The following is a 12570-nucleotide window of genomic DNA, read 5'->3' as shown; positions in this document are numbered from 1 at the left end:
TTCTTATGAAAACTTAAGGGCGTTTCTGTATCAATCGGAATTTAAGCGTAGCTAGTGCTTCAACTATTATGCTGCCAGGCTTAACTCAGCAAGCTCGTTTATTTGAGGACGCTTGTTTATTTCAGTACGTACTTATGAAGCATAGCTTGTTGGTGTCCTGCTATCTCTCCGACTTGCTCTGAACTCTCGATCATGGATTCAAGCTGTAACTTAGTATTCTCGCCTTGTTCAGAAACACGAGTGATCGAATGTGTCACATCCACCGTTGCGCGTGCCTGTTGCTCAGTCGCCACCATGATTTGTTCAACACGTCCTTTAATCTGGCTAACCGCGAATTCGATTTTCTCGAAGGCCTGCTTTACATCGCCACTGGTTTCCAGTGCATTCGCCATTTCGCTTCTCGACTCTGTTACAGACGCCCGTGAGCGATCAGCGGCTGCCACCAATTCATTCATCATATTTCGAATATTAGTGGTTTGCTGGGAAGTATCGCTGGCTAGTTTTCTTACTTCATCGGCGACCACTGCAAAGCCTCGGCCTTGATCTCCTGCTCGAGCTGCTTCTATTGCTGCATTCAATGCGAGTAAGTTAGTGTTGTCAGCAATGCCGCTGATCATGTCGACCATTTCGCGAATCTGTTTAACACGTCCGTCTAAGTCGGCCATCGATTCTTCATTCATGCTTAAAGAGTGTTCTAGTGCATGCAGTCGCTGCTGGTTAAGTCCAACAACTTGACTCCCTGTCACTGACTCATTTTCAGCAAGCTGGGCGTCATCATTTGAGGCGTTAGAAATACGTGCAATTTCACCAATAGATGCTTCAAGCTCTGTAATGGTGGTAATCATGTTCTGAAGTGATTCATTTTGCTCGTGTAAGCTTGAGTTAGTTTGCTCTGCGGCATCGTGACTGACTTCCGCTGTTTGATAAAGCGTTTCACAGTTTCGTGTTACCAAGCGCACCGAATCAGCGGTTGAATCGACAACAGAATTAAGTTTTGATGCGATAACTTGCAATTCCAATGGGCCAACTAATTGACTCTGTTTTGAAAAATCGTGTTCCGCGAGTAAGCTCATTTGTTGAGTAATGTTCCTGAGTCCTTTGTTCACCCAGTGACGCAATACGAACCATGAAATAGAAATGATGGCCGTTATCACTAATCCGCTAATAAATAGTACTTTGTCTATCGTCGCAATTGTCTGATTGACCACAAACTCGCTTTCATCAATTAAAATGGAAGCGGTGTTCGATAGTTGATTTAAGGTCCCTATCACGGTGTTAGCCAGATAGATGACTTTTGCTAAGTCGGCTTCTTGTTGCTCAACAAGTTCTAGCTTTTGCAGGATTTGTCTTAATACACCGTGATCTGCAAAGCCAGATTTAACCATCTCATAAGGCGCTGTTAAGCTTGCGAACTCTACGATGTCTGGATGCCATTCAGAAAAGTCATCATACGCGAGGTTAATGCCTGCAATTCGATTTCGAAGCTCTCTGTATTCGTCTTGCGCTTTTTCTAAGTCTGATTGCATCATCAACATTAGGAAGGTGTTCGCCATTGCAGAAGCACTCGCTGTGAATCGGTTAGCCGCATCGGAAGCCTCTGGGTTGTTCTGTACAAGGAAAGAACTGATACGGTTCATTTCAGGTCCGATGGAACTCACACCATAGCGAAACTCAGTGACTTGGCCATCGATGAGGTTTTGCTTATTCTGAATTTCAATTTGAGACGACAACACTTGGCTAGTCATCAATTGTAAGGTCGCCATGTTCTCGGTTAAGTTTTGTTTTTGTTCAACGGAAATCGCGTCAGGAAAAGATTGGGATATGAAGAGGAGTTCTTCTAGCGTTTGGTTACTTTCGGCAACTAACACGTCGATCGAGTTGCCTGTTGTGTTAAGCGTATTTAGGTCGGTTGATTGGGTGCTATAAGTAAGAAGTTTTACCTGCTCTAACACGCTTTGTGTTAATTCGGCGTTGTTTAATGCAAGAGGTAATGCTTGCTCCGAAAGTGCTTCAAAATGGCCCCCGACCCGATCGACGCCTCGGAGACTGACCAAAGATAAAAAGATGACGAGCAAAAGAATAGAAATAAATACAGCGGTGACGGTTTGAATGAGCGAGAATGTATAACGTGAAGGTTTTATTGATAAATTTGTGTCGGGCATGTGAAATCCAGTTTGACTACGAAAAAAGATATCCTTAAGTTAGTTCGTATACTAGAAGTCCTTGATGACGTTTATATTTCAGTTTTTTGTCAGAAGAGTTACATATGAAATTCAGAAAAATGGCTGTAGTTACAATAACTTTAGCAATATTGGCTGCTTGTAGCTCGACGCCATCCCCTTCTCAGCTTAGTGAAACCGCACACAAGCCTCTGTCAAAGTTAGAGCAATCAACGACCAATGCGTATATGAGTGTGTATGAACAGTGGAAAGGTGTGCCATATCATTTCGGTGGGACTTCATTTAGAGGCGTAGATTGCTCTGCTTTCGTTCAAATCGCAGTGCAAACTGCGACCCAGCAAGCCTTACCGAGAACCACAAAAGATCAAGTTAAAAAGGGAAAGGAAATAGCGTATGGACAGGCAATAAGTGGTGACTTGGTGTTTTTCAAAACATCGATGACGGTACGACACGTCGGTGTATATTTAGGAAACAATCAATTCCTACATGCTTCGACATCGAAAGGTGTCATTATATCGAGATTGGATAACCCTTATTGGGCCTCTAAGTTTTGGCATTTTAGGCGTTTATAGTGATTAAAAGATTAACTGATAACACAGTTGCTTTGAAGGTACTATTTAAACGCCTATCGCTGTTTAGCCTAGTAAATGTACTAGAAGCTAATTAGTCGTATTGAGCGACCGCAGTATCAAACAGATTCTTCACTAATGCGATGTATTCATCTAAGAATACAATTTGTTCGTTAGTCGCTTTTTTTGACCATACACCAGCTAACACTTCACCTAAATCAGCCACCACTGAATCCGCTTCTTTCAATAGTTGAAAACGAACGCTTGAATGTAACTCAGGGTTTTGCTCGAAAATAGCCATGATGTTTGTTGATATCATGTCAGTGATGATGTCTTCGACACTTTCATTACCTGTATCGCCATTACTATTAGTAAAGACATCTAGGTTAAATGATAAGTGTTCGATCAAAGCCAAATAGCCATCGGTTTCTACAACCACAATAAATCTCCGTTTAAGCTCAAGAGCAGATTAATATGTACCTACCTAATACTATGTATATGAGTCTGTTTGTCATCTCTTTATTACTAAAAACTGTATTAAAGTGATCCGAGCTAGCATTTAAGCTTAAATTTCAATCAAAACACCCTAACTTCACCAAACACACCTAAAATATAGTGAAAAATAATCTCAACCTATTTCTGCGATTCTATTGTATGAAAATCATCATGCCGTGAGATTAGTTCCAAACTATTTCCTTATATCATTCTCAATTTCTGTTTTGATTTCAAAGGGCTTGAATCAGTTCGAGTTCACAAATCAGCCAATTGATTCTACATTAGTTGAATAAGAGCCAAGAACATTGACGAGTGCGTCTATAAATTGCTCAGATTTATCCTAAACTATTGCTAGTAAACAAACAGTATTTCTAACCTTCAGTCTTTGAGGATTTCCTATGTGGCAGGCCATTTCTCAACAACTTTCAGATACTCTTCTATTTAACTTCCAGATAACTGAACGTACCAAGGTTTCTGGTGGCGACATTAACGATTGCTATATGATTAGCGATGGTAACGAACGTTACTTTGTAAAAGTGAACCTGCGAGAATTTTTACCTAAGTTTGAAATTGAAGCTGAGAACTTACGCTTGTTAAGAGAAACTTCTACCGTTTATGTTCCTGAGTTGGTACTGATTGGTAAAACCAAAGAATGCTCGTTCATTATCCTTAATTACTTGCCGACCAAGCCGCTTGAAACAAGCAATAATAGCTATGACTTTGGCGTTCAACTTGCCCAATTGCATCAATGGGGTGAACAGAAAGAGTTTGGTTGTGACCAAGACAATTATATTGGTAGCACCCTTCAACCCAACCCTTGGCATAAGAAATGGGGGCGTTTTTTCTCTGAGCAACGCATTGGCTTCCAACTGCAATTGTTAAAAGAAAAAGGCATCGAATTCGGCGATATCGATGATATTGTTGATGTAGTGAATATGCGTCTTGCAGGCCACAACCCTCGCCCTTCTTTGCTTCATGGCGACCTTTGGAACGGTAATGTTGCTAACTCAGCCTTTGGGCCAATCTGTTACGATCCCGCTTGTTATTGGGGCGATCATGAATGTGATTTAGCGCTAACTGAACTGTTTGAAGGGTTTTCAAAAGAGTTTTATGAAGGTTACCAGAGCGTCAATCCACTCGACGTTGGCTATACTGAACGGAAAGACATTTATAATTTGTACCATCTTCTCAACCACTGCAATCAATTTGGCGGCGAGTATTTAGCACAAACTGAGGCGTGTATTCAGAAGATACAGGCCGTTTAACACCAATCACAGTTAGCTACTGAGATTAGTACAAGTTACAGTGAGGATAATTCGCCATGCATAAATACACAGAGAAACATGTTTCTTGCCCCCATTGTGGTCATGCAATTAGCATAACGCTGGATGCTTCTAATGGGAGCCAAGATTTTTACGACGATTGCCCTGCATGTTGCAATGCAATTCATCTGGACATGCAGGTTGATGAATTGAGAGACAGAATCCATCTCTCGATTGATGCAGACGACGAACAAGTTTTCTAACACCTACTCTCTTGTCGAGTTGGCTCTACACCTCGATTTAAAGCTACACCTCGATTTTGAAGCTAGCCCAGAAAAACACAAAAATAGAAAAAGAGCACTTAATGTGCTCTTTTTTAACATCTTCGATTTTTACTTAGTCAACGCTTTTAGGGCAAGTGTTATTGATGAACCGCTACTACGACTTCTGGTTTGCTAGCACGCGCTCAACAGTATCAACAATCGCTTGTGTTTGAGGATCAAACTCAATATTTACTTGGTCGCCTACTTCGCGGCTGCCAAACAAAGTGCGATTTAGCGTTTCAGGAATCAAGTGTACAGAGAAACGGTTCTCTTCCACTTCACCTATCGTCAATGAACAACCATCAACGCCAATATAACCCTTGCTCAATACATACTTCATTGATTCTTGTGGCAACTCAAACCAAAGCGTGCGGTTGTTTTCAGTCTTGATCACATCCACTAAGTTCGCCATCAACGTAATGTGGCCAGACATACTATGCCCGCCAATTTCATCACCAAATTTTGCGGCTCGCTCAACATTCACTTTATCACCAACAGTCAGTTGGCCTAAGTTCGTCAATCGCAATGTGGCTTGCATCAAATCAAAAGCAATGTGGTTTCCTGAAATTTCCGTTACCGTTAAGCAACAACCGTTATGAGCTACTGAGGCACCAATCGCTAATCCCTCAACCATTTCGTTGCTTAGCTCAATGGTATGAGTCTGAAACAACTCTTTTTTGTTTATAGCAACCAGTGTTGCCATTCCTTGAACGATACCTGTAAACATAAGATTCCTATTTAGCATTCTAATAACAGTTTTTCATAGCAGTTATTGTGACATTTCTTTATGATTCGTCCAGTGGAAGCTTAAGATCATTGTCTCTGATTCCTTCAGAATGTCCTTTCCTACACTATTATTCTAATTTTCCCTCTTATTTGGAGTTGTTTGTGCATCGTTACAAAGAAGAATCCTCGAATCTAATCAAACTTGCGACCCCAGTATTAATCGCATCTGTTGCACAAACTGGAATGGGTTTTGTCGATACCGTAATGGCCGGTGGTGTAAGTGCTATCGATATGGCGGCGGTTTCGATTGCAGCAAGTATCTGGCTACCATCAATCTTATTTGGTGTGGGTCTGTTGATGGCGTTGGTTCCTGTCGTTGCACAACTACATGGTTCTGGTAGACAAGTAAAAATTCCATTTGAGATTCAACAAGGTGCGTTTTTAGCGCTTGCCATCTCCCTTCCAATCATTGGCGTACTTTTTCAGACACAACTGATATTGGAGTGGATGGACATAGAACAACTCATGGCAGAAAAAACCATCGGTTATATGAATGCGGTGATGTTTGCTGTCCCTGCATTTTTGTTGTTCCAAACATTGAGAAGCTTTACAGATGGTATGTCTTTAACTAAGCCTGCAATGGTGATTGGTTTTATTGGCTTGCTATTAAACATCCCGCTTAACTGGATGTTCGTATACGGAAAGCTTGGCGCTCCCGCTCTGGGTGGTGTTGGCTGTGGAGTTGCAACGGCTATCGTATATTGGGTGATGTTTGCTCTGCTGTTCGCTTACGTTTTAACATCAAAGCGTTTGGCTAAAATCAATATCTTCGGTACGTTCCACAAACCTCAGCTCAAAGCACAAATTCGTTTGTTTAAACTAGGCTTTCCAGTTGCCGCTGCTATCTTCTTTGAGGTGACGCTATTCGCTGTTGTTTCTCTGTTGGTTGCCCCTCTTGGGTCTTTGGTTGTCGCCGCACACCAGGTTGCAATTAACTTCTCGTCACTGATATTTATGATACCAATGAGTATCGGTGCCGCCGTGAGTATTCGTGTTGGTCATAAGTTGGGTGAAAACAACACTGAAGGAGCGAAAATCGCGACACACGTGGGAATCATTGTTGGTTTAGTCACAGCCCTAATGACAGCTACATTGACGGTACTATTCAGAGAGCAAGTTTCGTTACTGTACACAGAGAATACGGCGGTAATTACTGTTGCAATGCAATTACTATTGTTCGCTGCAGTTTATCAATGTACTGACGCAATCCAAGTTATCGCTGCAGGGGCTTTGCGTGGATACAAAGACATGCGTTCGATCTTCAACATTACTTTCGTTGCTTACTGGTTGCTTGGTCTTCCTATTGGCTACATTTTAGGAATGAAAGATTGGATTGTTGAGCCTATGGGCGCGCACGGTTTCTGGGTTGGGTTCATTGTTGGTCTAACGTCTGCAGCTATTATGCTAGGTATGCGTCTGCACTGGATGCACAAACAAGACGACGATGTGCAGTTAGAATTTAGCTCTCGCTGAGTTCTAACTCACTCAACCGGTATCCCTGATATTGAATACGAAAAAGAGCTCTGATATTCAGAGCTCTTTTTCGTTTACTGTGTGTATGACTATATTGTACTGAACAATCTGATTGGTATTAATACTCACTCTTTTCTCTAACGAAGCGCGCAAACTTGGGTTTTCCATTTTGAGTAAAGCCATTGTAGCGAAAGGTAATACGGCTGCCGATCTCAGGCGGCGCAAGTCTCATTTGATCACTGAACCCGCTTCCGATATAAAACTCAACCCCTTCTTCCGTGTGAACCAAAATCGAACCCATCATCCCTTTATACTTCCCTGTCCCGCCTTTGTAGCCAATAACTGTGGCTTCGGCATCGTGATGCCTTTTTAGTTTTAACAGGTCATTGCTTCGACCTGCTTGATAACGACTGGTGATCTTTCTGAGCATCAAACCTTCGCCATTACGTTCATCGACATTGTCTAATTGATAAAACAGAGCTTCTTCATTTTGAATAGGTACATGTTCGATGTAGCTGACATGAGGTTCTCCAATCATACTTACCCAATGCAATATGTTGTAATAGCGCTTTTGATAATCGCCAGTCGCCCCTGGCATATCAAACAGCATCAAGTCTATTTGGCGCCACGCAACATCACTAGGTGTGTGATCGAGGACGGTAGATTGGACTAAGTGGAACTTTCCTCTTCCTGCCCAGAGCTCCCCTTCAAGGTGTACCTTCGGTAAGTTTTTTGTAAACCACTTCGGTGAGTAAATGCGATTCCCATTTCGAGTATAAAGGTGTTGTCCGTCCCAAAGAGCACGAATCCCATCAAGCTTTTCACTCTTCCAGTATTCAGAAACATCAATGCCTTGTTGGTATGTATTGGCCAGTACCAAATGGTCGGGAGGTAAATAGGATGAATGAGAAGAAAGCGAACACGCCCATAGAGTTGCTATCGCCAATTTAGTTAATCTCATCATCTGCTCCGTATTGATATCTGTAGTGCTCAACAAACGCCTTTAATCCTAAGCGTTCTGACACGTAGGTAGACAACCTTTGCTAGAAGATGCGATCCACACGCCAACCTTATTTAACTTTCAATTTCATTCATGCAATTAATGGCTTATGAGTCTCAAATGTTCACCCATTTTTAGTTCTCATATTGAGAAACCGACTTTCTCAATATGAGATAGAGATTAGCGATCGAGTTAAGCTATTGAAAAATATAAACATAAAAGTTGGCACATTCAGTGCAGCTGTCCATACATACTCAAAAGGAGATATCGCTATGGAACTACGTAAGATTGATTTAAATACAACGACACTGACTCTTTCTATCTTCGGTGATTTAGATGCAGCAGGTAGCCGTGATGCTCAGACCGATATTGACGATGTAATCTCAAATGATGGCCACCCTGAAATCGAAGTTGATTTTAGCCAAGTTGAGTTTTTAGATTCATCTGGTGTTGGCGCAATTGTTTACATGTTCAAACGCCTAACTGAGCGAGAGCGCAACATGCGACTTGAAAATGTGACTGGCCAGCCTCTTGAAATTATGAACTTGCTACGTATTGGCCACGCTATCCCAGTAAATTCAAAAAATCCTACAAATTCATGAAGATCCACTAAGCTAGAAGTAACAAAACATAATAATAAAAAGTAAAAACATAGGACGTTGGCATGAAAATACTGAAAAACTACATAGCCCTTTCTCTGTCTGCTTTGGTTCTAGGTGGCTGTACTAGCTACCCTGAACAAGGCACCGGCGGTTTGGCTGAAAGTTATGACTCTATTAATTACCAAAATTCCGACTTTTCTCCTGTCATGCCAGACGAACCTCTTGGTCCTGAACACGGATTACGTTTTGATTGGCAACTGGCCAAATTACATCTTGATGCCTTGATTCAAGAAGGCGCCCGTTGGTGCTTCCCCGCTGCTGTTGTGCAAGCGATAGAGAAGCAAAATCGTATCGCTCGTGAACTACAAGGAGGCCTGCTTCTAGATGCGGCCAACGACCTAGTCATTCAAAGAAAACGCTTAAACGAACTTGAAGTCCAACTGGACTATGTGACCTCACAAGCCCGCTGTGAACCACCAAAAAATGAAAACCAATTTAGAATGCAATTGTCGGTTATCGAACAGTTGTATGACCTGCTTAATGTTGACAACCAATTCGCGGAAAACTCTACCGAAGTCAATCCCAAGTACATGGGAAGACTTGCCGAGGCGACCACACTACTGAATAAACATAAATCTCTAGACCTTGTTGTTACGGGTCATGCCGATGCTACGGGTACCGAAAAATTTAACGATGACTTAGCACTTGGACGTGCTAAACAAGTCGAACGTTACCTAACTATTTTTGGCTTAGGTGCTCAGCGAATTAAAGCCGTGTCTGTTGGTGAAACTGTCCCTCTTTTTGAAGGCGAATCAGACGGTACGCGTTTAACTAACCGCCGAGTGAGTATCGAAATTATCTCCCCTAAAAATGCCGAGAAAATGGGAGGTGGATTATGAAATTATTGATCGCTTTTATCATCACCCTATCGTTAAGCTTTACGAGTGTCGTGAATGCGAGCGAAGAGTTTTCAGACGCGGTTCAAGTCGGTGACCTTATCCAAGTTAACGTACCCGGTGAAAGTACGTTGAACACAGGGTTCCAAGTGGATAAACGTGGCCGCATTACCCTTCCTGAAGTTGGCGCCGTATTTGTTGCCGGTTATGACAGTGAGCAACTTAACAAAGTCGTTCTAGAATCACTGGCTACCGCTTATAAAGATCTTTCGAACGCTTCGGTGTACGTCAAAGAACAACAAATCATTATTTACGTTCAGGGTTATGTCGAACAGCCTGGCGAATACACACTGGCATTGGGTTCTAGCATCCAAATGGCGCTTTACGCAGCCGGTGGATTACGTCCAGGAGCACAACTGGACAAATTGATTCTTAAGCGAGGCGCGGACAAGAAAGAGTTTAACTACAAACGTTTCCTTGATTCAGGTGACGAATCATCGCTACCTAATCTGCAATCACTGGATTCGCTTTTTGTTCCAGCATCGCCATTAGTAGGCAATATTGAACAAGAGTTCGATGCAGCAAAGCTTGCTAACTCTGGTGACAGTGCTGACTCTCGCAATTCAATTAAAGTATTTGGCGAAGTAAATGCACCGGGGTCGTTCACTTATAAAGAGAGCACCGATCTTGTCGACGTACTAATGCGCTCGGGCGGTGTTACTCGTTATGCCAGTGTTGAGCAAATCCGAGTAATTTCAAACAACACGCCTACGCTGTTCAACCTTAAGCGTTATTTGGATTCTGGTGACGAAAGCCTACTTCCAATCTTACGCCCAGGTGCAACGATTTTTGTGCCGAAGCAAGAGGAAGAGATCAAATCCGGCGCAAACATGGTTTACGTTATGGGTGAAGTCGCTGCCCCTGGCGCTTTTGAAGGAAAGAGAGACGCTACCTTCATGGATATCCTTGCCAATGCTGGCGGCCCAACTCGATTTGCAGAGTCGCGTCAAATACGCGTAATCAAAGCGGATGGTCGAGTACTTAAATTCGATTTAGCGGCTTACACTGAAGGCTTGCCTAACTCTAACCCACCGAATATTAAAGCCGGTGACGCGATCTTTGTTCCTGAGAAAACCGACATGAACGAGAAATCTTGGTTAAAGATTGCACCAGACAGAGCAGTTAACGTGATTGGTGAGGTGAATCGACCTGGTCGTATAGAATGGTCAGATGAAATGAACTTCATGGGATTATTGGCACACGTCGGCGGCCCCACGCTACGCGCTGACACATCGAAAATTGAAGTCGTGACGGGTAGAAAGTTGGTTGTGTTTAATCTTGATGATTTCATCAGAAATGGTGCGCCACGAGATCTGATGCCACAAATTCGTGCAGGCTCTATCGTCCGTGTCCACGACTTGCCACAAGATCCGTCAGACAATAAATCTCAATGGGTACGTCAAAGCTCTGATGCTTCGATCTACATTTTTGGACAAGTGAATGCACCGGGTCGTTACCGCTTCACCAAAGACATGCACTTTCTTGACATTTTGTCTGCAGCTGACGGGCCTACTAAGGATGCCGATATACACAACGTGCGTGTGACTCACCGTGATAAAACCTACTCTAAAGTAAGCAAACTCAATTTATCGTTGTACTTCGAAACCGGTGACGAATCGTTACTGCCAAATGTAACCACAGGTGACACTATTTATATCCCAGAGAAAGGTAAAAACTGGTTAGATACACCGAAAGAAGAAACCGTTCGTGTGCTTGGTGCGATTAACAACCCAGGTCGCTATGTGTTTAACGACAACATGACCATTTTAGATATATTGGCAGAAGCGGCAGGCCCTACCGACAATGCTTACGTAGAGAAAATTACCATTGTGAATATGTCTTGTTGCCAAGGCCAAGCTCGTACCTTCGACCTTGTTGAATTCAGCAAAACAGCCAATATTTACAACCTACCAGTACTGCGCGCTGGTGACACTATCTACATCCCAGATCGCCGTGAGAGCTTTATGGAAAAAGCTCGTGTAGGTCTAGAAGACATATTACGTCTAACAACAATGATCGTCTTAATAGGAGCTTTATAATGACTATTTCAGCAATCCAAGCAGAAGTAGAACAACTGTATCTAGCTTCTGAACTTAACGGACAGAAATCGATTTGCGTGACTGCCTGTCATTCAGGTGACGGGGTAACCTCTATTGCAACTGCATTAGCCGAGCGTTTTCTCCTTGCTGGTCATTCTACGCTTTATGTTGACCTCAACTTATACAATCCTGCTTTTAAAGATTTGAACATGTTGGAAGACAATCAACAGGGACAGTTAATTGAACATGTCGAGTCTCATCGTACGTTTATCGGTGTCCCTGCTCCACAAATTGCATCAACGCAATTGGCTTATAAAGATCCGACAACGTTACAAAAAGTGGTGAACAAATGGTTAGACAAATACGATAGAGTCATCATTGATACCTCACCACTTCTCAACATAAACAAAGGCAACATTCCGGCGCAATCTGTCGCGAGTGCTTGTGATAGTACATTGATGGTTGTCGCCTATGGTGAAACCTCTAGTCACCACCTAGAGCAAGCGAAAAAGCTGCTTGATGCGCAGAGTATCAATCTTATGGGTTGTGTGATGAACATGAAACAAACACCTAGCTTTGCACAAGAGTTGGTAAGACAAATCAATCGCATGAAATTCCTTCCAACTAAACTTCGCGATAGCTTGGCCAATAAGCTTTACCAAAATGAGTTTTTAAACCTACCGATGTAACTTTTCTGTGCCACGATAGCTTTTTTGTACAACTATAGCTTTCTTGTGCAACTGCATGGCTGTCATTAATTCCTGACAGCCACAGTGCCTATTGGACTCACGCCAAAACACTCTAAAACCAAGTTGGATATTTTTGACGAAATTATTGTTAAAACTACGATTTTAAAAACCATTCAGCGCATTTCACGCACTTCAG

12 protein-coding genes are annotated in these 12570 nt (G+C 42.5%); 8 read left to right on the top strand and 4 right to left on the bottom strand.

Annotated features, from left to right (window positions below; translation table 11 throughout):
• Positions 1–116: 116 nt before the first annotated feature.
• Positions 117–2162 (bottom strand): methyl-accepting chemotaxis protein, encoded by a 2046-nt coding sequence (locus AB4513_RS22115; RefSeq protein ID WP_009846750.1) that lies wholly within the window; start codon positions 2160–2162, stop codon positions 117–119.
• A gap of 104 nt (positions 2163–2266) precedes the next feature.
• On the opposite strand from AB4513_RS22115, the gene AB4513_RS22110 reads away from it, so the two are divergent.
• Positions 2267–2752: a C40 family peptidase gene (locus AB4513_RS22110; RefSeq protein ID WP_009846751.1), complete on the top strand. Its 486-nt coding sequence runs from the start codon at positions 2267–2269 to the stop codon at positions 2750–2752.
• Between the two features lie 91 nt (positions 2753–2843).
• Here AB4513_RS22110 and AB4513_RS22105 read toward each other — a convergent pair whose 3' ends face one another.
• Positions 2844–3188 carry a DUF3802 family protein gene (locus tag AB4513_RS22105; protein ID WP_009846752.1) on the bottom strand — a complete coding sequence of 115 codons (345 nt, stop codon included), beginning with the start codon at positions 3186–3188 and terminating at the stop codon, positions 2844–2846.
• Between the two features lie 454 nt (positions 3189–3642).
• On the opposite strand from AB4513_RS22105, the gene AB4513_RS22100 reads away from it, so the two are divergent.
• Together AB4513_RS22100 and AB4513_RS22095 are read left to right on the top strand one after the other, a co-directional pair.
• The gene (locus tag AB4513_RS22100) at positions 3643–4509 is read left to right on the top strand and encodes a fructosamine kinase family protein (RefSeq protein ID WP_009846753.1); all 867 of its coding nucleotides are present in this window, start codon (positions 3643–3645) and stop codon (positions 4507–4509) included.
• Positions 4510–4565: 56 nt separating this feature from the next.
• Positions 4566–4769, top strand: coding sequence for a CPXCG motif-containing cysteine-rich protein (locus AB4513_RS22095; protein ID WP_012603956.1), 204 nt, complete (start codon positions 4566–4568; stop codon positions 4767–4769).
• Between the two features lie 175 nt (positions 4770–4944).
• Here the strand turns inward: AB4513_RS22095 and AB4513_RS22090 are convergent, their stop codons facing one another.
• Positions 4945–5556 carry a riboflavin synthase gene (locus AB4513_RS22090; protein ID WP_009846754.1) on the bottom strand — a complete coding sequence of 204 codons (612 nt, stop codon included), beginning with the start codon at positions 5554–5556 and terminating at the stop codon, positions 4945–4947.
• A gap of 161 nt (positions 5557–5717) precedes the next feature.
• Here AB4513_RS22090 and AB4513_RS22085 point away from each other — a divergent pair, with 161 nt between their 5' ends.
• A complete protein-coding gene (locus AB4513_RS22085; protein WP_009846755.1) occupies positions 5718–7088 on the top strand; it encodes an MATE family efflux transporter in 1371 nt (456 codons plus the stop codon).
• Between the two features lie 118 nt (positions 7089–7206).
• On the opposite strand, the gene AB4513_RS22080 is transcribed toward AB4513_RS22085, so the two are convergent.
• Positions 7207–8049, bottom strand: a complete 843-nt coding sequence (locus AB4513_RS22080) for a DNA ligase (protein ID WP_009846756.1) — start codon at positions 8047–8049, stop codon at positions 7207–7209.
• A 311-nt stretch (positions 8050–8360) separates the two neighbouring features.
• Here AB4513_RS22080 and AB4513_RS22075 point away from each other — a divergent pair, with 311 nt between their 5' ends.
• The 4 genes from AB4513_RS22075 (at position 8361) to AB4513_RS22060 (ending at position 12374) form a co-directional block, all read left to right on the top strand.
• Entirely contained in the window at positions 8361–8690 is a 330-nt protein-coding gene (locus AB4513_RS22075) for an STAS domain-containing protein (RefSeq protein ID WP_004733793.1), read from the top strand.
• Between the two features lie 62 nt (positions 8691–8752).
• The gene (locus AB4513_RS22070; RefSeq protein ID WP_009846757.1) at positions 8753–9589 is read left to right on the top strand and encodes an OmpA family protein; all 837 of its coding nucleotides are present in this window, start codon (positions 8753–8755) and stop codon (positions 9587–9589) included.
• Positions 9586–11685: an SLBB domain-containing protein gene (locus tag AB4513_RS22065; RefSeq protein ID WP_009846758.1), complete on the top strand. Its 2100-nt coding sequence runs from the start codon at positions 9586–9588 to the stop codon at positions 11683–11685. Before AB4513_RS22070 ends, AB4513_RS22065 begins: the two co-directional genes overlap by 4 nt.
• Complete coding sequence (locus AB4513_RS22060) at positions 11685–12374, top strand: tyrosine-protein kinase family protein (RefSeq protein ID WP_009846759.1); 690 nt, start codon at positions 11685–11687, stop codon at positions 12372–12374. Before AB4513_RS22065 ends, AB4513_RS22060 begins: the two co-directional genes overlap by 1 nt.
• Positions 12375–12570 lie beyond the last annotated feature (196 nt).

Source organism: Vibrio sp. 10N.222.54.E6, assembly GCF_041473955.1.
GTDB lineage: Bacteria > Pseudomonadota > Gammaproteobacteria > Enterobacterales > Vibrionaceae > Vibrio > Vibrio tasmaniensis_A.
Note: the sequence above shows the minus strand (reverse complement) of the source record. Positions and strands in the feature narration are given on the sequence as shown.